Here is a 26,052-nt window from a genome sequence, read left to right as displayed (position 1 = left end):
TTAATAAAGATTCTCGTTTGTGCCTATGCATCATCGGGCATGTTTAAATGCCTCTGTATCTGGAAACCATAAAAAATACTACATAGATGGGAGCGATCATAAAATGGAAAAAAGAATTGCACGGGTGCGATTAGGTGCTGTACTAATCTTAACGATTATTATAGCTGCTTGTGGTGACACGGATCAAACCGATACCCCACCGAATAATGCACCAGAGGATGGGGTTCAGGAAGAAACAGACAACAACGATACAGGCAATGAAGCTGGTAGCGAATCTACTACAGAAGCTGATACAAATGCTCCGTATAACTTCACCGAGTTTGAACTTGAAGCTGATTTTAATGACATAATTAACGTGGTTGATGTTGAATACGATTATGAAACCCATGATACCGAAGCTGAATATAAAAATAAATCAGAGAACATAGATCTCAAGGGTAATGAAGCCATGGAAGAGCTAGACGCTATTTTTACTGCCTTTAACTTTGATGAGAACACGCCAGATGAAGAAGTATTAAACACTGTTATGGAGGCATTTAATATCCCTGAAAATGCAGATAGTGTACAACTCGAAATTGAGTTTGCAGATGGAAGTGAAAAAGAATATCACCAGTAGGATGAAAAAATCAAAAGTGCATCTGATGATGTAAATAAATTGGACAGACATTTATTTTTCAGAGTTTGATGAGCAATAAAAAACGAGCTTAGGCTCGTTTTTTTAATGATGAAACATCATTTTCCTCTCTTCAAATGGAAAAAGCTTTTGTTCTTTTGCTTCCACTGCATGTTCCTTAATTATCTCATCTAGCAGCTGATCTGCACCTTTATCACTCGTGTCTATACCTAATTTCTCTGCAGTTTGGTAAATCTTCTTATCTCTAATTTCCTGTACCAGGTCTTCCGTATCTTTTCCCTTAGTTTCAATACCTAATTCCTCTGCTTTTCTAATAAGCAGTATTGCTCTTACTTCTCTTTCAATCTCACCAAGCTCTTTTCCGTTAGTATCCAGCTCTAATTCTTTTGCTTTTGTCCTTATCATAACCTCGTGAACTTCTTTAGCTAAAGCTTCAGGTACTTTCCCCTTTGTTTCAATACCTAGCTCTTTTGCTTTTGCTACTACTTTTGCATGATGTACTTCTTTCTTAAGATCTTTTATTTCTTTTCCCTCTGTTTCAATTCCCAGCTCCTGTGCTGCTTTCCTAAGATTAGCTTCAAATACTTCTTTTGCTATTGTAACAAGGTCTTTGCCTTCTGTTTCAACACCAATCTCTTCTGCTTCCAGCTTAATCAATGTTTCGTATTTCTCTAAGTTATCCTTATTATGATAATCCTTTTCCAAATGCCATACGGAATTATCATCAATTTCAGCTTCAGCAAGAGCCGGGGAATCTTGCCCTGAGAAGGCTATTGTTAATGCAAATACTAGTACAAAAAATAGACTTTTCTTCATTTTATATACATCCTTCCTTATATTGGGTATTGTAAGTACCTTCCTATTCTAGCTTCCCCAGATGATATAAAATAATGAGTCGTTGCATGCTTAATTTGCTTGATGAAGGCGTGTTAGTTTCATCTCATTATTTTTAGGTTACAATAGATGTAGATAGATAACTTATATAAAGGGTGGTAGTACTATGGCTTTTACAAATACAGAACTCGAAGCGTGGAAACAAAAACATCCATTGCTAGAAAAAATTATGGCTTTGAAACCAGTTTATTGGCAAAACCCTAATTTAATCACAGAAAATGAATTTCATGAGCTGCCTCTAACTACACAGGACATCGAAGAAGCAGAACAGTTATGGCAACGTTTTGCACCTTTTTTGGTCAAAGCATTCCCAGAAACGAAAGAAGCAAATGGAATCATTGAATCACCTTTAAAGAAAATTTCAACTATGCAGCAGAAACTTAATGAAACTGAAGACTCCCAGATACCGGGTGACTTCTATTTAAAATGCGATAATGAACTGCCAATTGCGGGTTCTATTAAAGCAAGAGGCGGAGTTTATGAGGTCCTTCATTATGCCGAATCCCTGGCAATTAAGGAAGGCTTGCTTAACCCAGGCGAGAGTTATAAGGTATTTGCCAGTGATAGATTCAAATCCTTCTTTCAAAATTATTCTATAGGTGTTGGATCCACCGGAAACCTTGGATTGAGTATCGGTATAATTAGTGCAAAGCTTGGCTTTCAGGTTTCTGTTTACATGTCAGCAGACGCGAAGCAATGGAAGAAAAATCTATTGCGTGAAAAAGGCGCCCAGGTTCATGAGTTTGCCGGGGACTTCAGTGAGGCAATCACTACTGGCAGGCAACAAACCACAGATAATCCGAATGGATATTTTGTTGATGATGAGGATTCCAAACATTTATTTTTAGGCTATAGTGTAGCTGCTTTGCGATTAAAAAAACAATTAGAAGAAAAAGACATTCAAGTAGACAAAGATCATCCACTATTTGTTTATCTTCCATGTGGTGTTGGTGGCTCACCTGGCGGGATTACTTTTGGCTTGAAACAAGTATTCGGTGACCATGTTCACTGCTTCTTTGTAGAGCCAACTCATTCACCATCCGTTTTAATTGGTTTACTGACAGGTGAATTTGAAAAAGTCAGCGTACAGGATTTCGGCATTGACAACCTAACAGCAGCAGATGGATTAGCCGTAGGAAGACCATCACGATTCTCCACATCTGTCAGCAATAAATTAATAAGTGGCATCTATACTGTGGAAGATAACTCACTTTATAAATTACTTGCCATGCTAGGTGATACGGAAGATATTTACCTTGAACCATCTGCAACTGCAGGGCTATTAGGACCAAAGGAAGTCCTGCAATCCGATTATCTCAAGAAACACGGGTTACTTGCAGAAAATGCATCCCATATTGCCTGGGCAACTGGCGGATCGCTGGTACCTGAAGATGATATGAAGACATTTTATGAAGAAGGCAAGAAGTTACTGGAGTAGAACAAATAAAAAAATAAAAAAAAGCTCTTTAATGAGGTTGAAGAATCTCCTCCATTAAAGAGCTTCTTAAAAATTATTCAGTTTTTCTAACCATCGTTATAAATTCGATCGAACCATTGTGAAACTCCTTCTGTTTGGTAAACCCTAACTTCTTATAAAGATGAATTGCTCTTTTATTGAATGTTGCTACAGTTAAACGCTGGTGAGAAGCATGATAAGTTTGTTCGAGGTGATTAAATATGAATAAACAGAATGCATACCCATTTGCCTGGCCTGTCAGTTCAGGCTTCATTCCAAGGCCAATATCCATCCTATCCTCACTATATGCATTAATCTGATGCCCTATTGGCACCTGGGCTGATTTCCCAATACAAAAATAACCCGCTAGCTCCTCTTCGTCTAATAAAACAAAATAATCATTATCGAGCATTTCCTTTAAAGAATCCTCGGTTAATTCATTGTTATAAAGACCATACGGTTCAACGTATCTCCACCCAAGAATTTCTGCAGCATGGCTTTTATTCATTTTTTCAACAGATAAATTCATGTTTATACCCCCTTAATCAAAAAAATCCATATGTGGTTTCTCCTTTTTATAATAATTCATCCTATCCTGCAGTGACCCTGTGTGAAGTTCAAATTTATGACCATCTGGATCAGTAAAATAGATCGACTTTTTATCCTGTTCATCCCTCGGTCGGCCTTTGAGAATAGTTACATTTAGACGCTTCAGTTTTTCATATATCTGATCAAAGTCTTTTTCATCGATGGAAAATGCCAGATGCGTATACGACTGGTGGATCTCTTTTCGAGGAATGTCTCTTTCTAGGTTTAATGCAAGCCATAACCCGTCCAAGTCAAAATAGGCTGTGGTCTTTCCTTTCACTAAAAGCTTCGCATCAAAAACATTTTGGTAGAACTGAATGGATGTTTCTAGATTTGACACGGAAAACAATAGATGATTTATATTTTTTATATTCACTGTGATCACCTCTTTAATTATGATTGTCATTCATGCATTGTCTGTAGAGCGTTTGTTCAATGCTTACGCCCGGGTATCCCGCGCTTACATCAGTTTTTCTAGCGCTTATGCTACGGCATTCCGCGCTTAGATCTGTTTTCCCCGCGCTTACGCTGTCGCATTCAGCGCTTAGACCTGTTTTTCCCGCGTTCACACAAAATCGTACCGTATATTGCCTATTATTCTAGCAATATATTGAAAGACGCGCATGCCACATCTCTATAAAATGAGCATGAGGTGACAAACATGTATCTATTACTGTTAAAAAATAAAAATATACGCTATTACCTACTAGGTGGATGTATATCGCGCTTAGGTGACGTACTGGCAGGAATGGCATTTTTATTCCTTGCTTATGATATGACCAGTTCGACTATACATACAACGAGCATGGCAATTGCAAGCACTGCTCCTTATCTTCTATTTGGATTGATTGGTGGAGTGATTGCTGATTGGCTACCTAGGAAAAAGCTATTAATCATGCTTGATCTTGCTCGAATCCCGCTCGTTTTATCCGTATTTCTTTTAGACCAGTTCGGCATTCTAACCTTTGCGTATCTACTCATCGTTAGTTTTGTTATTCAAACAATGGGCTGTTTTTTTAACCCGGCACACCGAGCTATTTTACCAATTATTACAAAGCCTGAACAACGTTCGGTGGCCAATGGATTAAATGATACGTTAAGTCGCGGTGTTACTGTTCTAAGCCCTATTCTATCTATTTGGTTATTGTCCTATGGCGCAATTTATTTTTTCATTATCGATGCACTGACTTATACGATTAGTGTTATCTGCCTGATCCAGGTACATTTTACAGAACAGAAACAAATCATAACTAAATCAATAAAAGGAATTTTACTTGCCATAGCTGACTTTTGTGTTTGGGTAAAAGAAAAAACAACTATTAAGGATTTGTTTCTGATTACATTCATTATTGTTTTCTTTAACACGTGGGTTTGGCAAGTCGGATTACTGCTTGCTCTCAATGAATTGACTGCCAATAGCGAGGAAATATACAGTATTCTTCAAGGTGTCTTCGGTGGAACGGTTATTTTAACCAATCTGATGCTTCCCTATTTCTTCAAGAAGATGAATCTTAAAATCTATTTAATTGGTGCAGCTATTTGGGGAGTTGGAATCACTTATTATGGATTATTATACCAAGTTGAGCATTTTTTTATTGGCGCGGTACTTGTTGGGATTGGGCTGCCAATCTCAAGCCTGGCACGTGTTTACCTCATCCAGGCATTGGTTCCTTCAGAAATGCTGGGACGCGCATTCAGCTCAAATGCATTTTTACTATATCTTGCAAATACGATATCATTAGTAGTTTATGGTGCTCTTGTATACCTTCTTCCCATTCGACATTTAATGATTGGGAGTGGGTTCCTTATTATGGCTGTAAGCCTTATTGGACTAGCTGTTTTTACGATAAAACAAGCGAAACTCAGTCGGCGTTCTCCCGTAAACTTTTTTAAATAAATTATTATAGGAGGAAACATTTTTAAACCCAACAGTTAAGGCAATCGAAAGAATCGACTCTTTTGTTTGTTTCAGTAAATGCTGACTTCTCACTAATCGATACAGCTGCAGCCAGGAGTAAGGTGATAATCCTGTTTCTTCCTTAAACGTATGAGCAAATTGAAATTTATTTAAACCGGAAAGAGCTGCCATGTCATCCAAGGACCAATTTATATCGTAGCTTTGCCTTACAGCATCAACTACGTTAGTTATATTACCTGGTAAATTACTGTGGGGAAGTTCTTCATGATGGACACCTGGGCCATATTGCAGCATTAAAATTGCAAGCTGGGTAATGCTGTTATCAATAAAGAATTCCTTCGTTTCAAGAGTTGGGCCTTCGCTTAATGATATGTATTCCCGAATGAATGATATCCATTTATTCAGGTGAGCATTTTTATAGGATAACAATGCAAACTCAGGTTCCCTCATGTTAATTCCCAGTTGATCTGCTACATCTTTCAACAATGGTTGCTTTATCTCCACCAGAAACTTCTCTTCTTTCACATAAACCTGCCTATGTTCGTGCCCTGGATTAAGAATCATAAAATGGCTGGTATCAATGGACACGTCACGTTGATTTGTCTGATAAATGCCTTTTCCAATAGGCGAAAAAATTAATTTATAGCAATCATCACTTCTCCAACTACGCTCTCCAAGATTATCATGACGCATGAGAAGCAGGCCATTGCTGTGATTAAGTATCATAAACTTATCTCCTTATTCCTTAATACTTCTGATAAAGATCCAGTCCATCATTACGTATAAACGGATAAACAATTAATCCAATACCGGAAAAAATAATGTGCCAAATAAAACGATTAGAGCAAACTCGTTGGTGTTTTCCCTTCGAATCGGATAAGTCCAGTTTATCTACAGTAAGTATATCATTTCCCCAGGTTGTATTTATGCCAGTAAGCAGCTTTGAGAACTAAATTTAAGCAAGCCAAATAACGAAGACGAAGCTAAGCTCCGTCCTCGTTTTGGAATCAACTAGCGATTAACCGTATTCTTCCTCTTCCTATTTTTCATATATCTTCTAACAAAAGGATATATAATTGGCCCATATCTAATTAATCTCCTTAATAAACGTCCCATGATGTGTCCTCCTGTTTGATTATTTCTGTTTACTTAGTTTTATAATTCCTTTATGTAGATATTTTTAAACAATTAATAAAAAAACATACTATTATTGTATCTTTCATACTAATTCAAGAAAAAAGGTAATGCTATAAATACTACAGAAAGGCCAAACAAGCCAAGCGCTGTTTTCTTTGGAAGCTTTGTTCTGTTTTTACCTTTATACCATCCTGAAAACTGCAGACGATTTCGGTAGTACACAAAGAGCAGCATGTAGATACCTACAGCCCCGAGCCATTGATACTCTTTAACAGCATTATTATTAGAATAAACTTGTTCCAGAATATACCATGCTAACCCACCAAGCAAAGCAAATATAACAATGATACGTACTAATTCTAGTAAAAGTTTCATCAAATTTCTCCTCCACAATCTTTAGATAGTAATCTTCACAGGCTCAATGTAATGCCAGTATTCATTGGTTAGAGTTTCTTCTTTCCATTTCACATGCACTATCCAAAACTGCCTGGTACACCTTATGCCAATTCTTATAATAATCAGCAACATCACTTGGATCTATTAAGGTTCGACTGGTTGATTCATACCTCGCTTTAAATGGGTGCAATTGTTCAATATGCATACAGTAAAAAACTTGATAACCAACTAATGGATAGACACTGTCTTCATTCCAGACCGGGTTATCATGATGGTCTACCTCTAAGTAACCTAGTAGATGACATATTCCTTCTATACATCCTTCCTCCATTGCTTCACGCCTAAAGCATTGTTCTGGTGTCTCGTTGACCTCGATATGTCCTCCTGGGAAATCCCAACCCCGGTCTTCTAAATCCACCATTACTAATTTCTTTTTATAAAAACAAAAACCGTGAACACTTGTAATTAAGTTTCGTGAAGGAAGCCGATTATCCTGCTTCCACGTTAATTTTACCTTTGAATTTCCCCAATTCACATACGCTGTTGTCATGTATATTGCTCCTATAAGTATTTTCCCTCATTATATAATTCGATAAATTACTTACTAAATCCTTCTTAGCAATTTTTTTAAAGTATAAAATCTGCATACTTTATTTTTGTAGTACTGTTAAAACTGATTCAAATTACCTCTAAACAGAACGAATGTTTTATTGTAAACTATATAATGCGTGGCTTAATTATATGCCACCAAAATATGTTATGAGGTGAATTTAATAGTGAATGGTACAGCACACGTCGCAATTGGAGCAGCAGCAGGATTCATCATTGCAAATACTTACAGCACCAGCCCTACTACAACCTTCCTATTAGTTGGAGCAGGAGGAATTTCAGGATTAATTCCAGACCTCGATATTGACGGGAAGCTTCGCGGAAAAATCACTTTATCCCATAAGATGATTCGGTCAGCGGCTCAATTAATCGCTGTTCTGATGATTATTTATAGCTTATACGAAGGGACTACCATAGAAAAATGGCGTGGGGTCGGTATTGGGGCAGGCATTATAATCGTATCGTCATTAATTAAACAAAAGCATATGCTGACCATTACTGGAGTTGGTGTAATAGCAGGCGGACTCTCCTTACAAGAAACGTGGCTGACCCTGTTGGGAATATACATTTTAGTTGCATCAGTTGTTTCACATCGCAGCTATACCCATTCTATAGTAGGGGTTGTTTTCTTCGGAGTCATTGCTTCCAAGCTAGAGGCGTCATTAGGAATTGATGGTATGTACTACAGTTGCCTTGCTGGATACATCAGTCATTTAATTGCAGACAGTAAACTATTACCTTTCAACAAGAGAGGAATAAAGCTGTTCTTGCCTGTGTCAGCAAAAGAAATATAGAAATACAGGTGCGTTTGTTTACGGTATAATGTGTTTCTTCTACCTGGCTGAAATGCACCTGTACCTGTTCCTGCATGGAAATACCTTTAACATTATTCCTTTAGATGCAGACCTGCTAGATATAAAGCTATCTCCCTGATCTTATTATCCGTTTCTTTTTCTATCTTATCTCTTTCTTTATTGCCAGTATAAAACGTGTCTCCTGCTATAATATGATCTGAAAGATTCAGCAAACCTACTGCCTTTCTATCAAACTTCTGTGCGATAGCAAACGTTGCAGCAGTCTCCATATCTACCCCAACATGTCCTTGTTTCGCCCAGCTTTTAACCATCTCACTTGTTTCCATCAGCATTGCACTAGTTGAATAAACAGTTCCCGTCGTATAACTGTACCCATTTTTCTGACAGAACAGGATTGCTTTATCTACCAGCTCTTGATTTGCATATACCATTGTTTCATTTGGGATATACCACTGTGAGACACCATCTTCCATATATGCACCTGTTACAATCAGAATATCACCGTACTGCACGTCGTGTGATAAACCACCGAAATAACCTGTTTGGATGAAGGTTTCTGTACCAAGGACTGAGAACCGGTGAGCAATCATAGAAGCTGAAGGACCCCCAAATACATTAGCAAAACCAATTTGATTATTATTATACTCTCCAACAATCGCATTCCAGCTGGGGATCCATTGCTCATTAGCCAATATTTCCTTCCATGTGGCAATATTCCACTCATGATCCCACTGGCCGTGCAGAATAAAAGATGTTGGAATTGATTTCCCTTCGATTTCCAAGGCTTGTATCCAATCTTCTTTCGTGAATTCACCGTATAGTTTCATATATGCTCCTTTCCGATACAAAATAGGATAGCAACTCTTTATGAAACATACTTCTTTATTTCTTCAAAAGTATCATTTTTACATACAATTAATAGCTTTGATTTTCCATTAAGCTTTTCATTCGATTTAGCAGAAACATCCAGGTTATTATCAACTGATAACAAGGTTGCTCCTTGTTTGTATAAATCATTAAAGGCATCTTGGTATGTCTTCCAACCTCTATGCGGTTTAATGATAAATATATCCTCTCCATAATTGGATGAGGTAAGCTGCCTGAATACTTCACTTACCCCTTTATAAGAACCGCTTTTGGCAATCAATCTGGCACTCGTATGGTTAGGTGTTACAAATTCGTCAACTCCACCATGTATGAAGCTTGTGATGTGTTTCTCACTAGTAACCTCAGCAATTGTATAAATTGGTGTGTCTATTTTTTCTGAATAACTCTCAATAGCCATTGCTATTAAGAGGGTTTGTCCATCTGCAAACGACGCATTTGAGACACCTTCCGAAGAAAAAATCATGACAGAATTAGACTTTGAAATATTTGCCTTTTCAAGAACGCGAATATCCGCTGGATCACCGGATATAAAGTGAACCTTTTCATCATCTAAAGGAGTTATATTGATAGTTTCATCGATTAATACTATTTCTATCTTGTCATGCATATTTATTAGCTCTTCAATCGTCTCCTTTGAACGCTTTGAGTAATTGATAACAACAAAATGATTTTTACCTTTATATGTCAATTTACCTTTCTCCTTTTTCTTCTTATATTCCACATAAACATCAACTATGTATCCAATAGCAACACCCATAATCCCGATACCAAATATATATATAACAATAATGGCAAATAATTGGCCCCCTACAGTTACAGGTGATATATCACCATAACCTACTGTAGTAATCGTTGTCATGACCCACCATAATGCGTTAAAGTAAGAATTGAATGTTTCTGGTTCGATTAGTTGAATAATTCTAGTCGAGATTAAAACAAACACTATTAATCCAATAAAAATAATTGCCTTAGCATCCGCCTTAACTGCTTTATTGATAATTCGAAAAAACATTTCTTTTCTCCTAACTGTCCTAAAATGGTTTTATCTTACCATTTTATCATTGAAACTCCAAAAACTCTTTCAATAATGTAGTAATCTTTGGGATTTCTATGATTTTCCCATTTTAGATAGAAACATTTAAGTTACTATTCAACCCTATAATTTAATGTCCGTTTTCTAAAAGATTGGGTCTGTACCTGCGATTAATCGTTACAAAAACAAGTTAGTATTTCCTTGAGGCGTTTTGCGATTACTAGGTACAAAAGTATAGCGTATTTTCAGTGAAACAGTTTTGTGGTTACTTGCTCTGCCGAAAACATACATCGATGACCAACGACGACACTAGAACGTCGTGTTCATCGAAATAACATCATCTTAAGCGTTGCCCACGGCAAAGAACACACTGCAAAGCGAACGAAGTTAAGCTGAGCGGATGTTACACTTGTACCCGGAGTGGTGAAAGCAACACTATGCCAGTAATAACGTAAAATTCTTCGTAATCAGAAATAGATAAGCCGATAACAAATACGGACAGCATGATTGTGATGATTTTAAACAAACTAACCCTCATCTTTTCAAATTGTTATATGATTTCTTATGCAATTTTTTAATCCAGCCTATAGTAACTGGTATCTAGCAGAAGACCAATCAAGCTGTGAAAGAGTTCTCGTTGAGCGGGTTTAGCCCAATCTTCTTCGTATTCGTCCATAAGCCACATTACTTCATCCAGAAATATATGCTCTATAGCCTTTTTCCAGTAGGCGTGTTCTATCTCAGTAAGCTCCACAAACTCTTTATAGCCGGAGAGGAAAGTTTGCCATTGTTTTGGTGTGAATATGGTATCTGGCGCTTCATCCAGCTCATTATGAAATAAAAGTAAAGCCAATGCTAAATCAAAAATACGTGGAATCCATAGTGCGTTATCTGGGTCAACTAAGTATGGCTCCGGCATATAAATTAAGTTGTTCGCCTTATAATCATGGGGAGTCATCACGTTAGGCAATCCGCTTTCTTTCAGGTCTTTTTGCTGAGAGATGATATGAATTAATTTCTGCTTAAGCTGCATTCTTTCTATGTAAAAATTATTGTCTGCAGCATTCTTTCCTATATTCTTCATGCTTTCTACCACTTCATCGAGGGAAAAATCATAAACATCGTATTCCTCTAATTGGTAGACATTTTCTTTCGGTGAAAGGCTGTGTATTTTCCCTAAAAGCTTTCCTGCCAGATAAATTTCATTTGCCTCACCTGTATAAACTGTTCCTTTTATAAAAGGGTAGACAACATAAGTATCGTCTCCCATCGTTTGCGGGTTTTCCTTGTTTAGCTGTACAGGTGTGACAACGTTAATTCCATTCTCTTTTAAATTGGATGTATACCTCATCAATCGCTGCGCCCGCTCAATTGGCCCCTGTGTCTTTTTAATAATTAAATCTTCACTTTTGCGGGCAACTCGGTAGACAGGTGAAAAGGGATAAATGCTAACTGGCTCTTCATCAGTGTGAAAGCCGAACCTACTTAATACCTCTATTCCATTCATAAGTTTCAAACCTTTCCTATATTAAACATTTAAATTTATCCTATCAGATCACATATCAATAATTATATTAGAAGCAAGTATATTAACTGTAATACAGATGCACTAAGTGGAATAATTGATAACGCTGCTAGTATTTTATTTTTAACTATAAGTCCTGCTAAAAGCAATAATAGACCTGTAATCAATATCAGCATAATAGTTAAAAAGGTCATTTATTCTCTCCTTTATGCTCATTTCAACATTCATTATATTTTTAGGTCATCTTCAAACATTCATATTCCTGTTTAATTAAGATTTCATCCCAACTAGTTTCTGATAAAAAGTCGCAAATAAATTTTTCATTCCTGCAGGTATAAATAACCTTTAGAATCCATCTCACGGGGTGCCTTCCAGGAGTTTAATTGTAATTGCCAGTGTACCCCATTTCTTTTCTTGTTCAGGCGTGTATATTTTATATGTGTTTTGCACCATCTCATCTACAGAACGTTCTTCTGCAGCAAAGTCCTCAGCGGGAATACTTTCGTACATCTCCTTGAAAGTATCGTAGTTTCTTAATGTAAGTACCTCGACTTTAAGTTCCTCAGCATGATGAGGAACTTCCCTAAATCTAATAATATCCCCTCGCTTTATTAACCTTCTTTTCTCATCATTTAACCTGACTTCAACCGTCTTCTTACCGGCTTTAATTGATTGAAATGGTTGTTCATATAAACCCATTGTATGTATCACCTTTAGTCCTCCTAATTCTATCTTTATAGAGCTATTATCTAAAAACTGCATTTCGGGCTCACACTGGTGACATGTAGATTCATCACTATAATCTCTTACATTATATAATTCGATAACTATAACTATAAAGCTTTCCCCTTCAACTATTTACGAGATGAAAAACAGGAAACAATACTAGGCTCCTTATACGTGTTTTATGATCATTTTCGCTTGTCTTTATCCATATATTCTTTGATTTTCTTTTCTTCCCACGCAGGTCCAAACAGGCCCACAGAAAAGACTGATAGCCCATGTGCAATTAATCCAATGCCCCACCCCACAAGCGGATAGATAAACCATAATTCATTGGGTTCTGTAACCATATTAATAATAATCAGCATAATATTTACAAGTACATAAACGGTCAAATGTATATAAAATGCCTTTAGATTTTCCACTCTTTTCCTAGCTCTTTCATACCTGTCGTTCTCATCCATTCTCATTCCACCTCCCATACTTAATCTCTATCCCTCAACCGGTAATGGCATCAATAACTGATACATTAATTGTTCATTAAAGCTCCAGTAACTTCCTTCAACGGATAATTGCATGACTTCATTGTAATATCCTAATTCATATATCGTTTCTTCATTGTTTTTGAAGGATAACTTATAATCAGGAGAAGCAAAATCCATACCTGATGTTGATCCTACAACCGCGCTTTCTAATTCAACTATAAGTTCATTAATAAATTCTTCGTCACTGATTGTACTCACTAGTTCTTCATTATCCCAATCTGTCACTTCTATACTAGTTACATTTCCACTTAAATTAAGTTGACTGTTTTGACACCCTATTAACACAATAGTTAACAAGAATAAAACAGCAACAGACTTAAAATTAAACATGAAATCACCATTTCTTTAAATTTTCTCTATGCCTGTATACTTGAAGAACAAATCAATCTCCTAAAGCCTGTTTAACCGCTTCAACTGCGTGTATCCTTGTCGTATCAAATAAAGGTATATCTGTATCTTCCTGTTTTATCAATAAACCAATCTCCGTACATCCTAATATAATTCCTTCTGCACCTTCCTCAACTAAGCCTTTCATGACTTCCTGAAAATACTGCTTTGATGGAGTTTTAATTTTCCCGAAGCATAATTCTTCAAAAATAATTTCATTGATTCTAACCCGTTCAGACTGACCCGGCACTAAAACCTCAATTCCCTGTGACTCAAGTCGTGATTTATAGAAATCCTGTTCCATTGTATATTTCGTCCCTAATAATCCTACTGTTCTTAATCCCTGTTTCTTAATTAGATCGGCTGTTGCGTCAGCAATATGTATGATGGGGATGTTTATCCTTTCAGCAATTGGTGCAATTACCTTATGCATCGTATTCGTACAGATGACAATAAAATCTGCTCCTGCCCTTTCTAATGACTTTGCAACATTACCCAATAGCTTACCAGCAGCTTCCCAATTGCCTTCTACTTGGAAGCGCTCAATTTCTTCAAAATCAACACTATAAAGAAGACACTTCGCAGAATGCAGGCCACCTAATGCAGCATTTACTTCCTCATTGATGATTCGATAATATTCAATGGATGACTCCCAGCTCATTCCACCAATTAGACCAATAGTTTTCACTTATAGACCTCCCCCCTAAGGCAAATTACCTCACAGTTTAATTCATCGCCAAAAATCACTCGAAATGTGTCTTTCCGAAACCGAACAACAATATCTCGGATTTTTACTAGGTCAATTGTTCACACAACATTTTCCTTCACCCTGTTCACTGATTTTTTAATAAGGAACTTCACCTTTAAAATAAGGCAAAATGATTATCACAATTGCTCCAACAAATAGAAACCAAAACATCCATGTCTGCAAACGTTTTTTGAGAGGGTATTTAACAGAATAAAAGGAGACTGTTATAGTAGTGATTGAGAATAAAATAATAGAAACCGCAAACCAGATAACCCAAACATTACCTTGAAACGTAATATCAAGTTGCTCGTAGGATGGTCCCAATGTATAAATTGTTAAAAGAAGACCGATTGCACTGGCAAATAAAATCTCTATAATAACAATACTAGCTAGCTTCCATTCACTCATTGCTTCACCTCACCTATAAACTACTTAGCTTTTTTTAATTGTTGGATGGAATGAACTACACTAACAATTCCAAGAACCCAACCAGGTATAAGACTAAAATAGAAGAAATTCCAATTACCTGTAGCTAAGGAAACAATAAAAAAACACACAGGAATACCTACTACAACCAAAAGGGATACAATTAAAGTTAACTTAGGATTATTTTTCACATTTTCACCTCTCGGATTAACAATTTACTCATATCATCCCATCCGTACACTAACTCATTAAGCTCCGCATCAGCTATTTTTATTTTCAACGTATCTATCTTTTTAGCACCCAATGATTCATAGAAATACTTTGCAGGGTTATCCTCTAAAACCAGAACGATCATTGAATTGATACCTTCTAGTTCGAGATTCTCAACAACAGGCTGCATTAGCATTTTTCCAATCCCTTTTCCTTGGTATTCTTTGAAAATATAAATGGCGTATATCTCACCATCATAACCATCATAATTACCCGTTCTTTCCTTGCCTCCAACTGAAAATCCAATAATTTTTCCATTGCTTTTCTCAACTACATACACTTGTTGTTCTTTCACATTTTTTTGCCACAATGTCGTTCGTTGCTCATAGGATAGACTAGTCAAAAACTCATCTGGAAGAATATCCTTATATGTAGTCCTCCAACTATCCACATGTACTTTTGCAATTTGGGCAGCGTCATTGAGGATTGCTTTCCTTATTTTCATCGATTTTATTCTCCCTTTGGTTGCATATATGTAGTAGGCTCACCCTATCCCCCCGAATAACAATTGCCGTCTCTTGTTTAATAATGCCTGCATGAAAAGAAAGTGATCCCAGAATGAACTTAGATTTCTTCATTTCCCTAATTCAAAGTTTCACTTTACTTGTAGTACCATACGAATTGTTTTCAAGATATGGCCATCAAAGTCATCATCAAATTCGGAGACGAATTCAAATCCTTTTGCATCATAAAAGGTTTTTCCAATTTCATTATCCTTTTCTACATTGATGAAAATTTCCCTAACACCTTCCAACTCATCAATCCCCTTTTTTAGTAAGGCTGTTCCAGCTCCTTTTCCCTGGTGATCAGGTATTAAGTAGATAGCACCTAGTTCCACCTTTCCATCCTCAGAAACAGGAGAATAATTAGCAAATCCGGCAACTTTCCCATCAAACTCTGCAACGAAGATGGTTGACGTCTCTAATCGCCGCTTCATCATTTCATCACTATAGGCTAATTTTAGAAAGTTGGCTTGAATGGATAAGGGGATGATTCCTTCGTATGTAGCATTCCAACTTACTTTCGCCACGTATTGTACCTGCGCTATATCGTTATCTTTCATTTTACGAACAGTATACGTCATAATATTCTCCTCCTTAAGAGACGAGTAATTATATTTCAATATTTTAAATAGTATAACATACATTTTTTTAAGAAAGTAACTCTCCTATAATCAGATAAGAAGCTTATATCTTGTCACTATCATCCTCCTCAAAAAAAACAGAGAGATAGAATTTCATATCGAATTCCGTCTCTCTTGGTTGATGTAATTATATTTAATATTTTCCAGAATATATACTACTTCTTATTGTTATCCATTGAGGACTTTTCATAATGCTTTTCAATTATAGCTCTTCCTGCCTCAGAATTATCAATGCCCTTTCTGACCGCAAGCTGAATAATAAAATATAGAATGATGATCGGGGCTATATAAATAACTAATCCCATTAATATAGAAACGATTTCCATGAAAGTACCTCCTAGTTTGTTACTTTTATAATATCAGAATTTTCCTTGTGATGGGTATGAATAATTATCTTTCCCTTAATGTTATAATTATTATGATATTCTGTTAAAGATGTGGTTTGTTGCGGACACATGAAAAGAAGTAAAGGGATTGAATAATAATTTAGCGAATAGGAGTTGTTTACCATGATGGATCTACTTATAATTTCAGCAATCACTAGTGTTCTTCTTATAGGAATAAGCTGGGTCTACCACAGGAAAAAGTCACCATTAAAATTTATCATCCCACTGACTTTTTTACTAATAAGCATTGCAGCAATTATTCTTTCGTTTTTCGCAGGAGAATGGACTGGCCTTGGTTTAGGGATGCTTGCTTTCGCAGTATTCATTGGATCAGCAATTGCTTTAATTGTAACTGCAATGATTTCCAGTACGAGTGAACTAAGGAAACTGATAAAATAAAATTTGGAGTGCTGTGAACCACTTCATATCTTTTGTCGTAGAAGTCTACTCAAGGGTAGGCTTTATTTGTGCCTTTTCATTAATAACTGCATTATTAATATCTTGCCTGCACAATCACTCTCTTCGTTTAATAACTGCAATAGTAGTGAAGGGAGGGGTATAGTTAGCTGAATCACCGTATCGACAGTTATCTTCAGTTCTTTTAGTAGCGCTCTTTTGATTCGTTCCAGTTGACCTAATCAAATCATAACGTACATCAAGTTCTGTAAATTTATTAATTTCAGCAACTGCAACGTCTTTATGCTGACCTATCTAAAATTAAAAAGCTGCAGCATTTCGGCGGCAGCACTCACTTAATAAACAGCAGTGAATAAAAACAAATACAATACACTAAATACCAAAAGCGTGATAGCAATACATAAAGCAGTAATGGATATCCTTCTTGAGTTCTTATGCTCATTCTTTTTAGAAAAATGTAAAGAACCTATAGAAGATAACATTCCTATAGCGCCTAACAATACTCCTGAAGGCACATAGATAACAACAAAAATTGAAGCTATTAATGTTATCCCTAAAGAAACAAAAGCAAATATAAGGCTTGGTTCATGATTTTTTTCAATAGCTATAATTACCACCCCCTAGAATATGACTTCTGCATTGCCTTATTGGCTTGCTTAGAACTAAAGCGCAAACGCCCGTTTATCACCGTATGTCCTGGACGGAACCGTATGAGGTAAAGGAAACACGATGAGCGTATGCGAATCGATGGACGTGGCTAGATAATTTAATTCGTTATCCACAGCCCACAAATTTTATAATTTCCTAGACAAGAACAAAAGCGCAGGGGACCCGTTTAGGGACGTACGGACTTACCTTAGCACAAAGGAATACACCATTCAGATTGCTGGAAGGAATTATATTACCTGCTTTTTAATGTTCTTCCGTTAACGGAACTCTTTGTAAGGAAGCAGGACAGGCATAGTTGTATTCTTTAATCTTTTTGTTTATATCTTTCATTTTCCTGCGCTTTTCCTTCCCTTCCAACCTGCGAAGATCATCTTTCATTAAATCAATTTCATTCGCCAGGTTGATCCATCTAGGCAGTATATTATTATCTTTCATTGTTTTATAAAGTTGCTTATCTTCTGGGTTCATATAATCCTGCCCTAGTTTCAAAGGCTTTCCTTTTCCTGGAAGGTCGGTAAAATGCCCCTCCCTCTCCGCTTTCTTGATAATCTCTGATAAATGATCTTTGTATTCTAGTCTTTCATCTATTTCATACGTTTTTCTTTTATTAAGCCTCTCCCATTCTGGTTTTAATAGAGAATAAATGAGCGCATCATGAGATTGATTGCGTTGATAGAGGTATCCTCTTAATTCACCTTCCTGTTTAAAGCCCATTTTCTTCAATAACTTATTCGAAGCAGTATTCTCCGGAAATGTCACTGCCCCCATACGGAACAGGTCCAGGTCTGTAAAAGCATAATTAAGAACCGCTTTAAGTGCTTCTTCCGTAAACCCATTCCTCCAATGCTTTGGATGCAATTCATACCCAATCTCTGCTTTCTTACTTGAAATAGTAAGATTGTTCAAACCTATTGTTCCAATGAATTCCTGTGTATCATTTCGAATGATACCCCAACGTATACTGCGTTTTTTTTCGAATGAAATCTTAAATGACTTAATAATCTGAGTTGCCTCTTCCAAACTCTTTAAGCTTTCCATCCCGTAATATTCGGTAACTTCGTTCATCGACATAATCTCGAAGTAGGTTTGTTCATAACGAGTATTTATCTCCTGTAATATAAGTCGTTGAGTTTCTAATTCCGGAAATTGTTCCATTTAATTTATCCCCTTTTAGCTATTATCTTCTAAAGAATAACAGACTACTAAGTAGATTCTATTTTAAGTGATAAATGTCCTGCAAAAAGTCTGTTATTTAGTAAATCATCGATTTTATAAAGGATAATACTGGAATTGTGTTTCGACTGATGCCCTTATAATAATTTGTCCTGGCTCGATTGGTGTAGTGAAGCTTTCATCTGCTGTGGTGGTCATTGCTATGAAAGTATCCGGCATACTGGGGGCTCTTTCAATAATTCGTACAGGGGTTGGATCCAGATTCAGCTGCATTGCCTGTGCAATTGCTTGTGCTTTTGCTAAAGCATTATCCAAAGCTGCACGCAGTGCCTGTTGGTAGTACACTTGCCGTTCTTCAACTGTAAACTGAATGTTACCCACACGATTTATCCCATTCTGAACAGCAGTATCAATAACAGTTCCTGCCTGATCAATTTCCCCGATTTCAACATTAATTTCATTGGTTATCTGGTACGCTCTGAATATCTGTCTACCGTCTACATAATCATACCTTGGGTTTATATTATAAGAAGTGGTCCTAATATTTTCACGGGGAATTTCTAAAGCAAGGAGGGATTGAATTACCTGACTCATTACAGCAGCATTTTCCTGCTGGGCCTTACTAAGTGATTCATCCTCGTTAACAACTGCTAATTGAATGTTAACCAGGTTCGGCTGGATTGAGATATTCCCTTCTCCTGTTACCGTTATAATTTGGTGCTGCTGTGGCTGGTCTCGATACTTTCTAAGTTGAAGAGGAATGTAGGGATAATACAATTTCATCCACCTTTCTAAAAATACCATTTAATAGATGATATGCATTTATAGGTGAGATGATTAATAGTATTGCTTCTTAATTTGAAAAAACATGGCGATTACTTAAATAAACTACTTAATCCCAATAATCTGGATCAGCCATCTTCATTTCCTCCACTACATCATCTAAATCAGTTGGAGTTATCACATACATTGGATAGTCACCTTCCACAGCCTTTGCCGCTTCATGAAAAAAACGATTACTTCCTGGAAATTCGTCATCCATTAATAATAAACAACCATCACTTTTATCTGCCATCCACATATTTTTTGCTTTGAATTGAAATGCTCCTTTGTAGTCGCCCTGATAAATAGGTTTATAGAAATCAACCACGGAGATTAATTCTTGATATTTCTCCTGCAATGATTCTGGCCACCGACTTTCCTGGTTTTCAAATGGTGGAAATATACCAATATTAATATCATACATATCCTTTAAATCGAGTACAATTTCTGCAGTCCACAACTCCACACCCATTTGTCCAGAAACGATAACCCATTCTAAGCCCTCCTCAATAAATCCGATTAACCTTTTTTCTATTGCAGCTTTTATGAAATTGATTTTAGGGTCGTTCTCTTTAAAAATCCCTATTTCCATTGGTTTATATCCTGTAACTGTAATTATTTTCATATGTAATATTCACCTCCTAAAAAACTAAAAGGCTGGCAGAATAATATGCCAGCCCATTAATAAAGTTAACACCATTTACCAGGTTTTTTCCACTGATGCGCTCCGGGGCCGTAGCCCATGCCTGGTGTTACTGCTCCTGCTACTTGACTGCCTGGGCCATAACCCATGCCTGGTGCCATTGCCCCTGGGCCGTAACCCATTCCCGGTGTTGCTACTCCCGCCACTTGGCCACCAGGACCAAATCCTGGTCGCGGTGGTACATTGAACGATCCACCATATACATCTACACTACTTGCTGTTTGTTGAACAGATGTAGAATGTGGAAATACATGTTTATTTTTAGTCACATGGTGTTTCAGTACTGTTGTATGGGAAGGATGCACATGTTCAACGATACTTTCCGTACATTTATGGACACAATTATGCTTTGTCGGATGAATAACTTGTTGCGGACGACCAAAATGATGTCTAGGACGATGTCTCATTTAAAAATCCCCTCTCTTGTTATAGTTACACTATTAACCTATGGCAAAGGACCAGAGGATGTATCAGACATGTACCTATTTTTATACAAATAAATATAAAATGTTAACAATTATATATGGGATAGGTGCTACTAATTTAGCTCACAGAACTTTAAGTCGTTGGAAGCCCACTCCTTTAGGGGTGGCGAGGAAAACGACTTCGGACAGGGGCGGAATTAATTCCGCTTAACTGTCCGACAATCTGTTCTTCCGAATAAATAATCCATTGAAACATCAAAGAAATCCGCTAATTTAATCAACATATCAAACCGTGGTTGCCGTTCGTTTGTTTCATAATAGGTTAAGACTCGTTCATTAACCCCGATGATCTCTCCTAATTCTTTCGCAGATAACCCTCTTTCTTTCCGTAATTCTCGTAAACGTTCTCCGCATGTAATCATAATTTTCAGCACCCAATGGCAAAAGCAAAAACGCCTTCTTATACATTAACTCTTAGATGTAAAACACAACCTTTTCAAGAGCATGTCCTAGAAAAACGTTTTGAAATGGCTCGTAAACTATATAACCGTTATTTAGGGGAATTACTGAAACGCAAGAAGATGATGGAACATGATTCGACCTACCATCATTGGATCATACAACCGAAATCGAAAGAAAAAAATGCTGTTTTGTCAGAACTTCGTAAGCTATATGGGTTGTTCTTTGCTAGTATTGATGCTTTTGCTACACGTTGTCGAAAACCTTTTGCTAAACATATTGATTCTGATACCAATTCCAAACTTGCGAAGCGAGCATGTGAAACAGTAGAAAAATTGTTATTCAACAAAGACACACAGAAAGTACATTTTAAGAAGTTTGGCACAATGGATAGCGTGGAAGGAAAGAAGCAGAGTGGGATTCGTTTTGTGAATCAACATCTTGTATGGAATGGGTTACATATCGCTGTTGTTATTAACAAAAAAGATGTTTATGCTCATTTAGCCTTGTTAGATCGTTTGAAATACAGTCGGATTCAACGTCGATTTGTAAAAGGAAAAGTACAATATTACGTCCAATTGATTCTAGAAGGTTTCCCTCCACAGAAAGTAGAAGCTAAAACAGGTAAACCTCGTAACCTTATCAACAAAGGAAAAGTCGGGCTAGACATTGGCACACAAACCATAGCGATTAGTTCAGAACAAGATGTAAAACTTCTTGAACTTGCGCCTAGTGTAGATAATATTGAAAAAGAAAAGCGTAAACTCTTACGAAAATTAGATCGTTCTCGTAGAATAACGAATCCCAATAAATACAACGAAGATGGCACGATAAAAATAGGAAACAATGATAAATGGGTACGTTCGAATAACTATATGAAAGTGCTTTTTCAATACAAAGAGTTACAACGAAAAGTAGTGGATAAACGGAAGCAAGATCATGAACGGTTGGCGAACGCTATTTTGTCATTAGGCAATGAGATAAAGGTTGAAACGATGAATTATAAAGGACTTGCCAAGCGTTCAAAAGAAACGACCATAAACGAAAAGACTGGAAGATACAACCGAAAGAAACGACTCGGGAAAAGCATCGGGAATAAAGCTCCTTCTATGTTATTGCGTATCATCAAGCAAAAATTAGCCTATCATGGTTACACGTTATTTGAAGTGGATACATGGACTTTGAAAGCAAGTCAGTATAACCACGTTGAAGATATAAGTACGAAAAAGACATTAAGCAAACGGTGGAACGTCATTGATGGGAAACGTGTACAAAGGGATATGTACTCCGCTTATTTGCTTCAACATACGGTAAACGAAAAAGAGTATGATAAACAAGCGTTGCATGAGCATTATCAAGACTTTTTAGAACTACACGATAAAGAAGTTGAGCGACTAAGATTGAATAAAAAGAATGTAAGTAGCATGGGTATCTAAGAATTAGTGTGCTGCTACGGTTTGAGATACGAGCCGACAGACCGTTAACCCTCATGAGAGGGTTGGTCAAGAAAGTCTAAAGGAAGATAACTGAAAGCATACTGTGGCGTATGTCGTAAGTCATTGTGTACTTTAGAACCCCACCGTTACTCGTAAGAGGAACGGTTACCCTTTAAGGGTGGGAGTATCAGAGAAAGTTATATCAGTAATGCGCCAACAATCCTTTATTCATCGCAACTCTTTCACAGAAGAAAAATATTCCAAGCCCTATAGCAAAATAAAAAATTGCGTTGAACCCTAGTATCATGAAATCACCCATACTGATCTGGCTTAGTGTAACACCCTTGATCATTACATTTCTTACAAGATCAACCCCTTTAACAAATGGCAGGTAAGCTAAAAATGGCGCAACTGATAATGGTATGAATGTCAATGCCATTAAAATAAACTGCAATATTTGCAAGAAAGCCTGAACCTGCTTCAGTATGATTGAAATTCCAGCAATGATAAAGCCTACTCCAAACATACTGATTAACGTTAGAACGAGTATCGGTAAAATGGTTATGATGTCAATGTTTAACCACTGACCCGTTGTAAGCATCGACAAGTATAGCAACACCACTATGATAATTGAGTTAAGCAAGGTAGAAGCTACTAAACGTGAAGCCATAATTCTCCACATGCCCATTGGCGACATACCAAGTTGTTCTAAAGTTCCGCGCATGGCCTCATTAATAACTTCCCAGCCGATACTGTTGATAACCATAAATGCCATAAACCAGAAAATATAGTTCACGATTGCATATTGTGTGTTGACGTCCTGAGCACTCGGATCTCCGATAAATTGAATACCAAGAAACATGCCAAGAAATATAATGTAAAAGGTAAACAGCATAGCCAGGGTATTAGGTAAATATCGTTTCAGCTCAATATATTGTTTCCTTGTATTAGCTTTAAGAAGATTGGACCAGCGCATGCTGCGTTTCCCCCTTTACAATTTTCATAAAGATTTGCTCGAAATTAACTGTACTTCGATCAATCGATTCAACCGGGGTACTTTCCAATTTTAATACATCAAACAAATCATAGATCTCTTCACTTTTAGCTAAATCAATTTTTAATTTTGATTGAAACATGTCAGGTGTGTATTCTAGTTGAGGGAATTTCTGTAGTAGTATTTGGTGTTGTTGATCACTCAAGGATTCACCAAGTGTTATTGTATAAGCACGTACTTCAAAGATTTTAAGTAAATTTTCAACTTTGTCATCTGTGACAATTTCACCTTCATTGATGATTACTGCACGTTCACATAAATCCTGAACAACATCCATGTCGTGTGAACTGATAATAATTGTTCGGTTATAATCCTTAACTATCTCTCGTAATAACTCACGTACTTCATAGCCAGTTTCTACATCTAAACCTAGCGTCGGCTCATCCAAAAGAATCACATCGCTTTCTGCAAGCATCGCAACAGCAATTGCCAGCTTTTGCTGCATCCCACGCGAAAGTCTATTTACAAGTTCGTTTTCTTTATCTCTTAAGTTGAATTTTCCCAGAAGATCATCTATACGTTCAGCGACATCCTTACGAGATAAACCTCTGTTTCCAGCAAAATACTCCAGGTTTTCTCTAACAGTCAATCGCCAATACAGGTTTCTATTTCCTTCCAACACGGCACTGATGTGACGTAATGCCCCCAATCGTTTCTGGCGTATATTGACTCCATTTACTGTAACCATTCCAGAATCAGCAATTAACAACCCACATATCATTTTAATTGTAGTCGTTTTACCAGCACCATTCGGACCAAGTAACCCAAGGATTTCCCCACGATTAACTGTAAAAGAGACATCGTTTACAGCATGAACGTATTCGTTGGACCGCCTTTTTTTGTAAGTCTTTTTAATGTGTTTCACTTCAACAATTGGTTCCATTAATTTATCCTCCTGCTATACTTTATTTCAAGCTCTAAATAAATACTATCTGATGTCGTAGACTACTTCTACAATCTAAAGAATGAAAAATAATCAGACTTACGACGGAGATCTTATCTCACTTTCCTCGACTAATTCGTTACTTAACATCCATACCTTTTGAATGACGTCATGATTAGTCGCATAAAACGGATAAAATTCGGAACCGAATAACTGCTTCACTTCTGTAATTAATCCGGGATTATTAGTTAAAGCTGGTCGAAGAATATTTTTCTTACTTCCTATAAGTTTACCTGTTACATTCTTATACTCCGTGGCTGTACATATATCAAAATAGATATTGGCCGTATGGTCAGGTGAAGGAAAGAAGAGATTCTGAACCCTGGCAATCACTCTCCATTTCGGTGTTACTTTCTGAATAGTTTCTTTTGACATTTTTGCCCCAGTTATTTCAATGGCATTTACCTTTATATCTTTTTCCTTATATACTTGTGCCATCTTAAATGTAAGCATTAATAGCGCCATCTTAGAATCGCCATAATTCTTATAAACACTATACCTTCGAGTCTCTTTATATTCACCCCGCAAATTATCAAACTCTATTTTTCTTTTCGGATTAAAAAAATGTCTAATATTATTCGTACATGCATGAAGGATTCTAGGATCATCAGATTTGGCTAAGTGATTCTCTAACAACTTTGTCATTAGAAGAGGCCCAAATGTGTTTGTAGCAAAAGTAACTTCAACATTATCCGTACTAAGCTGATATTTTTTTTCGCCATGATTAAAATAGGCTGCATTATGAATTAGGATATCTAATTTTTCATAGTTACTTTTAAATTCCTCGCAAAATTTCCTAATTGAGTTAAATGAAGACATATCTATTCTCATTAGTTCGACATGTTCATTATTAGTTGCTTCCACTATCTCTTTTTGAACTTTTTTACTGATGTCAATATTGCGGCAAGCCATAATTACACAGTATCCCTCTATTGCAAACTTATGTGCGGCAGCTTTCCCTATCCCCGAATTTGCTCCTGTAATAATAACTGTCCTTCTTTCCATTTCATAGCCCCCATTATTTTTTAGTGCTTCAAACGCGTTGCAAATGCGTATCTTTAAAAGCAGTAGGATATTTCAGCCCATACCCGACTGACCGGTCTATCCCAATGTGTGCAAACCAAATGAGTCCTATTGCTAAAAGAGTTGGGAGCAATAATGAGATACCGACTAAAACCAATACAATAGGAAATACATAGGTATGGAAAACATTATAGATAACCGCTCCGAATTGATTATGTTTTAGATAACCGAGCATCGATAAATCAGGAGCGAGCAGTAAAACAAAAAACAGCACCCAACTAAAATCACTAACAGCATAAAAATAAATGCTAATTAGCAGTACAGCCATTCCTTCCATATGCAGCAAATTTTTCAGCAATACAATCCCTCCAATATTCAATTTTCAAACAATTAATCATAGAACTAA

At 36.7% G+C, this 26,052-nt stretch carries 36 protein-coding genes and 1 pseudogene; 6 read left to right on the top strand and 31 right to left on the bottom strand.

Features of this window, described 5'->3' with window-relative positions:
* Positions 1-103 precede the first annotated feature (103 nt).
* The gene (locus QGM71_RS19660) at positions 104-616 is read left to right on the top strand and encodes a YusW family protein (RefSeq protein WP_327609262.1); all 513 of its coding nucleotides are present in this window, start codon (positions 104-106) and stop codon (positions 614-616) included.
* A 102-nt stretch (positions 617-718) separates the two neighbouring features.
* Here the strand turns inward: QGM71_RS19660 and QGM71_RS19655 are convergent, their stop codons facing one another.
* Positions 719-1,450, bottom strand: coding sequence for a hypothetical protein (locus QGM71_RS19655; RefSeq protein ID WP_327609261.1), 732 nt, complete (start codon positions 1,448-1,450; stop codon positions 719-721).
* Positions 1,451-1,634: 184 nt separating this feature from the next.
* Here QGM71_RS19655 and QGM71_RS19650 point away from each other — a divergent pair, with 184 nt between their 5' ends.
* A complete protein-coding gene (locus QGM71_RS19650) occupies positions 1,635-2,966 on the top strand; it encodes a D-serine ammonia-lyase (RefSeq protein WP_327609260.1) in 1,332 nt (443 codons plus the stop codon).
* 73 nt (positions 2,967-3,039) lie between these two features.
* Here the strand turns inward: QGM71_RS19650 and QGM71_RS19645 are convergent, their stop codons facing one another.
* Entirely contained in the window at positions 3,040-3,513 is a 474-nt protein-coding gene (locus QGM71_RS19645) for a GNAT family N-acetyltransferase (protein WP_327609259.1), read from the bottom strand.
* Positions 3,514-3,525: 12 nt separating this feature from the next.
* Positions 3,526-3,978: a FosM family fosfomycin resistance protein gene (gene fosM, locus QGM71_RS19640; RefSeq protein WP_407703058.1), complete on the bottom strand. Its 453-nt coding sequence runs from the start codon at positions 3,976-3,978 to the stop codon at positions 3,526-3,528.
* Between the two features lie 255 nt (positions 3,979-4,233).
* Here fosM and QGM71_RS19635 point away from each other — a divergent pair, with 255 nt between their 5' ends.
* The gene (locus QGM71_RS19635) at positions 4,234-5,469 is read left to right on the top strand and encodes an MFS transporter (RefSeq protein WP_327609258.1); all 1,236 of its coding nucleotides are present in this window, start codon (positions 4,234-4,236) and stop codon (positions 5,467-5,469) included.
* On the opposite strand, the gene QGM71_RS19630 is transcribed toward QGM71_RS19635, so the two are convergent.
* The 3 genes from QGM71_RS19630 to QGM71_RS19620 all read right to left on the bottom strand — a co-directional run bounded on the left by QGM71_RS19630 (position 5,404) and on the right by QGM71_RS19620 (position 7,573).
* Positions 5,404-6,216, bottom strand: a complete 813-nt coding sequence (locus QGM71_RS19630; RefSeq protein ID WP_327609257.1) for a helix-turn-helix transcriptional regulator — start codon at positions 6,214-6,216, stop codon at positions 5,404-5,406. The two genes, QGM71_RS19635 and QGM71_RS19630, sit on opposite strands and share 66 nt — an antisense overlap.
* 498 nt (positions 6,217-6,714) lie before the next feature.
* The gene (locus QGM71_RS19625) at positions 6,715-7,002 is read right to left on the bottom strand and encodes a hypothetical protein (protein WP_327609256.1); all 288 of its coding nucleotides are present in this window, start codon (positions 7,000-7,002) and stop codon (positions 6,715-6,717) included.
* A gap of 61 nt (positions 7,003-7,063) precedes the next feature.
* The gene (locus QGM71_RS19620; RefSeq protein ID WP_327609255.1) at positions 7,064-7,573 is read right to left on the bottom strand and encodes an NUDIX hydrolase; all 510 of its coding nucleotides are present in this window, start codon (positions 7,571-7,573) and stop codon (positions 7,064-7,066) included.
* Between the two features lie 226 nt (positions 7,574-7,799).
* Between QGM71_RS19620 and QGM71_RS19615 the strand changes: the two genes are divergently transcribed.
* On the top strand, positions 7,800-8,426 hold the full coding sequence (locus QGM71_RS19615) for a metal-dependent hydrolase (RefSeq protein ID WP_327609254.1): 627 nt from the start codon (positions 7,800-7,802) through the stop codon (positions 8,424-8,426).
* A gap of 92 nt (positions 8,427-8,518) precedes the next feature.
* On the opposite strand, the gene QGM71_RS19610 is transcribed toward QGM71_RS19615, so the two are convergent.
* From QGM71_RS19610 to QGM71_RS19545, 14 genes are all read right to left on the bottom strand, one after another.
* Entirely contained in the window at positions 8,519-9,274 is a 756-nt protein-coding gene (locus QGM71_RS19610; protein ID WP_327609253.1) for a phosphorylase family protein, read from the bottom strand.
* Positions 9,275-9,312: 38 nt separating this feature from the next.
* Positions 9,313-10,347, bottom strand: coding sequence for an ion channel (locus QGM71_RS19605; protein ID WP_327609252.1), 1,035 nt, complete (start codon positions 10,345-10,347; stop codon positions 9,313-9,315).
* A gap of 424 nt (positions 10,348-10,771) precedes the next feature.
* The gene (locus QGM71_RS19600; protein ID WP_327609251.1) at positions 10,772-10,894 is read right to left on the bottom strand and encodes a hypothetical protein; all 123 of its coding nucleotides are present in this window, start codon (positions 10,892-10,894) and stop codon (positions 10,772-10,774) included.
* A 48-nt stretch (positions 10,895-10,942) separates the two neighbouring features.
* Entirely contained in the window at positions 10,943-11,875 is a 933-nt protein-coding gene (locus tag QGM71_RS19595) for a phosphotransferase (protein WP_327609250.1), read from the bottom strand.
* 62 nt (positions 11,876-11,937) lie between these two features.
* A complete protein-coding gene (locus tag QGM71_RS19590) occupies positions 11,938-12,087 on the bottom strand; it encodes a hypothetical protein (protein WP_327609249.1) in 150 nt (49 codons plus the stop codon).
* A 163-nt stretch (positions 12,088-12,250) separates the two neighbouring features.
* The gene (locus tag QGM71_RS19585) at positions 12,251-12,604 is read right to left on the bottom strand and encodes an ASCH domain-containing protein (RefSeq protein WP_327609248.1); all 354 of its coding nucleotides are present in this window, start codon (positions 12,602-12,604) and stop codon (positions 12,251-12,253) included.
* A 200-nt stretch (positions 12,605-12,804) separates the two neighbouring features.
* Positions 12,805-13,080 carry a 2TM domain-containing protein gene (locus tag QGM71_RS19580; RefSeq protein WP_327609247.1) on the bottom strand — a complete coding sequence of 92 codons (276 nt, stop codon included), beginning with the start codon at positions 13,078-13,080 and terminating at the stop codon, positions 12,805-12,807.
* Positions 13,081-13,107: 27 nt separating this feature from the next.
* Positions 13,108-13,491: a hypothetical protein gene (locus QGM71_RS19575; RefSeq protein ID WP_327609246.1), complete on the bottom strand. Its 384-nt coding sequence runs from the start codon at positions 13,489-13,491 to the stop codon at positions 13,108-13,110.
* Positions 13,492-13,543: 52 nt separating this feature from the next.
* Positions 13,544-14,236 (bottom strand): aspartate/glutamate racemase family protein, encoded by a 693-nt coding sequence (locus tag QGM71_RS19570; RefSeq protein ID WP_327609245.1) that lies wholly within the window; start codon positions 14,234-14,236, stop codon positions 13,544-13,546.
* 156 nt (positions 14,237-14,392) lie between these two features.
* Positions 14,393-14,704 (bottom strand): hypothetical protein, encoded by a 312-nt coding sequence (locus QGM71_RS19565; RefSeq protein WP_327609244.1) that lies wholly within the window; start codon positions 14,702-14,704, stop codon positions 14,393-14,395.
* A 20-nt stretch (positions 14,705-14,724) separates the two neighbouring features.
* Positions 14,725-14,913 (bottom strand): hypothetical protein, encoded by a 189-nt coding sequence (locus tag QGM71_RS19560; protein WP_327609243.1) that lies wholly within the window; start codon positions 14,911-14,913, stop codon positions 14,725-14,727.
* Complete coding sequence (locus QGM71_RS19555; protein WP_327609242.1) at positions 14,910-15,437, bottom strand: GNAT family N-acetyltransferase; 528 nt, start codon at positions 15,435-15,437, stop codon at positions 14,910-14,912. Before QGM71_RS19555 ends, QGM71_RS19560 begins: the two co-directional genes overlap by 4 nt.
* 150 nt (positions 15,438-15,587) lie before the next feature.
* Positions 15,588-16,076, bottom strand: a complete 489-nt coding sequence (locus QGM71_RS19550) for a GNAT family N-acetyltransferase (protein WP_327609241.1) — start codon at positions 16,074-16,076, stop codon at positions 15,588-15,590.
* 215 nt (positions 16,077-16,291) lie between these two features.
* Positions 16,292-16,462, bottom strand: a complete 171-nt coding sequence (locus QGM71_RS19545) for a hypothetical protein (protein WP_327609240.1) — start codon at positions 16,460-16,462, stop codon at positions 16,292-16,294.
* A gap of 183 nt (positions 16,463-16,645) precedes the next feature.
* Between QGM71_RS19545 and QGM71_RS19540 the strand changes: the two genes are divergently transcribed.
* The gene (locus tag QGM71_RS19540; protein WP_327609239.1) at positions 16,646-16,921 is read left to right on the top strand and encodes a YesK family protein; all 276 of its coding nucleotides are present in this window, start codon (positions 16,646-16,648) and stop codon (positions 16,919-16,921) included.
* Between the two features lie 353 nt (positions 16,922-17,274).
* On the opposite strand, the gene QGM71_RS19535 is transcribed toward QGM71_RS19540, so the two are convergent.
* The 7 genes and pseudogenes from QGM71_RS19535 to QGM71_RS19505 form a co-directional block, all read right to left on the bottom strand.
* A complete protein-coding gene (locus tag QGM71_RS19535; RefSeq protein ID WP_327609238.1) occupies positions 17,275-17,556 on the bottom strand; it encodes a hypothetical protein in 282 nt (93 codons plus the stop codon).
* Positions 17,557-17,851: 295 nt separating this feature from the next.
* Positions 17,852-18,154 carry a DnaJ family domain-containing protein gene (locus tag QGM71_RS19530; protein ID WP_327609272.1) on the bottom strand — a complete coding sequence of 101 codons (303 nt, stop codon included), beginning with the start codon at positions 18,152-18,154 and terminating at the stop codon, positions 17,852-17,854.
* A gap of 60 nt (positions 18,155-18,214) precedes the next feature.
* Positions 18,215-18,763: pseudogene (locus QGM71_RS19525) on the bottom strand (GNAT family N-acetyltransferase); the annotation flags it as partial.
* A 114-nt stretch (positions 18,764-18,877) separates the two neighbouring features.
* The gene (locus QGM71_RS19520; RefSeq protein ID WP_327609237.1) at positions 18,878-19,558 is read right to left on the bottom strand and encodes an SIMPL domain-containing protein; all 681 of its coding nucleotides are present in this window, start codon (positions 19,556-19,558) and stop codon (positions 18,878-18,880) included.
* 115 nt (positions 19,559-19,673) lie between these two features.
* Complete coding sequence (locus QGM71_RS19515; RefSeq protein ID WP_327609236.1) at positions 19,674-20,228, bottom strand: DUF1273 domain-containing protein; 555 nt, start codon at positions 20,226-20,228, stop codon at positions 19,674-19,676.
* Between the two features lie 65 nt (positions 20,229-20,293).
* Positions 20,294-20,713: a spore coat protein gene (locus tag QGM71_RS19510; RefSeq protein ID WP_327609235.1), complete on the bottom strand. Its 420-nt coding sequence runs from the start codon at positions 20,711-20,713 to the stop codon at positions 20,294-20,296.
* Between the two features lie 215 nt (positions 20,714-20,928).
* Positions 20,929-21,153 (bottom strand): helix-turn-helix domain-containing protein, encoded by a 225-nt coding sequence (locus tag QGM71_RS19505; protein ID WP_327608956.1) that lies wholly within the window; start codon positions 21,151-21,153, stop codon positions 20,929-20,931.
* A 15-nt stretch (positions 21,154-21,168) separates the two neighbouring features.
* Between QGM71_RS19505 and QGM71_RS19500 the strand changes: the two genes are divergently transcribed.
* Positions 21,169-22,626 (top strand): transposase, encoded by a 1,458-nt coding sequence (locus QGM71_RS19500; protein WP_327609234.1) that lies wholly within the window; start codon positions 21,169-21,171, stop codon positions 22,624-22,626.
* A 202-nt stretch (positions 22,627-22,828) separates the two neighbouring features.
* Here QGM71_RS19500 and QGM71_RS19495 read toward each other — a convergent pair whose 3' ends face one another.
* From QGM71_RS19495 to QGM71_RS19480, 4 genes are all read right to left on the bottom strand, one after another.
* On the bottom strand, positions 22,829-23,602 hold the full coding sequence (locus QGM71_RS19495; RefSeq protein ID WP_327609233.1) for an ABC transporter permease: 774 nt from the start codon (positions 23,600-23,602) through the stop codon (positions 22,829-22,831).
* The gene (locus tag QGM71_RS19490) at positions 23,580-24,563 is read right to left on the bottom strand and encodes an ABC transporter ATP-binding protein (protein WP_327609232.1); all 984 of its coding nucleotides are present in this window, start codon (positions 24,561-24,563) and stop codon (positions 23,580-23,582) included. The genes QGM71_RS19495 and QGM71_RS19490 overlap by 23 nt, the downstream gene beginning before the upstream one ends.
* Before the next feature lie 99 nt (positions 24,564-24,662).
* The gene (locus QGM71_RS19485) at positions 24,663-25,628 is read right to left on the bottom strand and encodes an SDR family NAD(P)-dependent oxidoreductase (RefSeq protein ID WP_327609231.1); all 966 of its coding nucleotides are present in this window, start codon (positions 25,626-25,628) and stop codon (positions 24,663-24,665) included.
* A 28-nt stretch (positions 25,629-25,656) separates the two neighbouring features.
* Positions 25,657-25,983, bottom strand: coding sequence for a DUF4260 domain-containing protein (locus QGM71_RS19480; RefSeq protein WP_407703060.1), 327 nt, complete (start codon positions 25,981-25,983; stop codon positions 25,657-25,659).
* Positions 25,984-26,052 lie beyond the last annotated feature (69 nt).

The sequence above is a fragment of the Virgibacillus tibetensis genome, assembly GCF_036026595.1.
Taxonomy (GTDB): domain Bacteria; phylum Bacillota; class Bacilli; order Bacillales; family Amphibacillaceae; genus Virgibacillus_P; species Virgibacillus_P tibetensis.
This window is presented reverse-complemented; position numbering and strand designations above follow the sequence as displayed.

Coding starts and splice junctions, on each gene's coding strand:
- QGM71_RS19660 (WP_327609262.1), top strand. CDS start 104: ATGGAAAAAAGAATTGCACGGGTGCGATTAGGTGCTGTACTAATCTTA.
- QGM71_RS19655 (WP_327609261.1), bottom strand. CDS start 1,450: ATGAAGAAAAGTCTATTTTTTGTACTAGTATTTGCATTAACAATAGCC.
- QGM71_RS19650 (WP_327609260.1), top strand. CDS start 1,635: ATGGCTTTTACAAATACAGAACTCGAAGCGTGGAAACAAAAACATCCA.
- QGM71_RS19645 (WP_327609259.1), bottom strand. CDS start 3,513: ATGAATTTATCTGTTGAAAAAATGAATAAAAGCCATGCTGCAGAAATT.
- fosM (WP_407703058.1), bottom strand. CDS start 3,978: ATGACAATCATAATTAAAGAGGTGATCACAGTGAATATAAAAAATATA.
- QGM71_RS19635 (WP_327609258.1), top strand. CDS start 4,234: ATGTATCTATTACTGTTAAAAAATAAAAATATACGCTATTACCTACTA.
- QGM71_RS19630 (WP_327609257.1), bottom strand. CDS start 6,216: ATGATACTTAATCACAGCAATGGCCTGCTTCTCATGCGTCATGATAAT.
- QGM71_RS19625 (WP_327609256.1), bottom strand. CDS start 7,002: ATGAAACTTTTACTAGAATTAGTACGTATCATTGTTATATTTGCTTTG.
- QGM71_RS19620 (WP_327609255.1), bottom strand. CDS start 7,573: ATGACAACAGCGTATGTGAATTGGGGAAATTCAAAGGTAAAATTAACG.
- QGM71_RS19610 (WP_327609253.1), bottom strand. CDS start 9,274: ATGAAACTATACGGTGAATTCACGAAAGAAGATTGGATACAAGCCTTG.
- QGM71_RS19605 (WP_327609252.1), bottom strand. CDS start 10,347: ATGTTTTTTCGAATTATCAATAAAGCAGTTAAGGCGGATGCTAAGGCA.
- QGM71_RS19595 (WP_327609250.1), bottom strand. CDS start 11,875: ATGAATGGAATAGAGGTATTAAGTAGGTTCGGCTTTCACACTGATGAA.
- QGM71_RS19590 (WP_327609249.1), bottom strand. CDS start 12,087: ATGACCTTTTTAACTATTATGCTGATATTGATTACAGGTCTATTATTG.
- QGM71_RS19580 (WP_327609247.1), bottom strand. CDS start 13,080: ATGGATGAGAACGACAGGTATGAAAGAGCTAGGAAAAGAGTGGAAAAT.
- QGM71_RS19575 (WP_327609246.1), bottom strand. CDS start 13,491: ATGTTTAATTTTAAGTCTGTTGCTGTTTTATTCTTGTTAACTATTGTG.
- QGM71_RS19565 (WP_327609244.1), bottom strand. CDS start 14,704: ATGAGTGAATGGAAGCTAGCTAGTATTGTTATTATAGAGATTTTATTT.
- QGM71_RS19555 (WP_327609242.1), bottom strand. CDS start 15,437: ATGAAAATAAGGAAAGCAATCCTCAATGACGCTGCCCAAATTGCAAAA.
- QGM71_RS19550 (WP_327609241.1), bottom strand. CDS start 16,076: ATGACGTATACTGTTCGTAAAATGAAAGATAACGATATAGCGCAGGTA.
- QGM71_RS19545 (WP_327609240.1), bottom strand. CDS start 16,462: ATGGAAATCGTTTCTATATTAATGGGATTAGTTATTTATATAGCCCCG.
- QGM71_RS19540 (WP_327609239.1), top strand. CDS start 16,646: ATGATGGATCTACTTATAATTTCAGCAATCACTAGTGTTCTTCTTATA.
- QGM71_RS19515 (WP_327609236.1), bottom strand. CDS start 20,228: ATGAAAATAATTACAGTTACAGGATATAAACCAATGGAAATAGGGATT.
- QGM71_RS19510 (WP_327609235.1), bottom strand. CDS start 20,713: ATGAGACATCGTCCTAGACATCATTTTGGTCGTCCGCAACAAGTTATT.
- QGM71_RS19505 (WP_327608956.1), bottom strand. CDS start 21,153: ATGATTACATGCGGAGAACGTTTACGAGAATTACGGAAAGAAAGAGGG.
- QGM71_RS19500 (WP_327609234.1), top strand. CDS start 21,169: ATGGCAAAAGCAAAAACGCCTTCTTATACATTAACTCTTAGATGTAAA.
- QGM71_RS19495 (WP_327609233.1), bottom strand. CDS start 23,602: ATGCGCTGGTCCAATCTTCTTAAAGCTAATACAAGGAAACAATATATT.
- QGM71_RS19490 (WP_327609232.1), bottom strand. CDS start 24,563: ATGGAACCAATTGTTGAAGTGAAACACATTAAAAAGACTTACAAAAAA.
- QGM71_RS19485 (WP_327609231.1), bottom strand. CDS start 25,628: ATGGAAAGAAGGACAGTTATTATTACAGGAGCAAATTCGGGGATAGGG.
- QGM71_RS19480 (WP_407703060.1), bottom strand. CDS start 25,983: ATGGAAGGAATGGCTGTACTGCTAATTAGCATTTATTTTTATGCTGTT.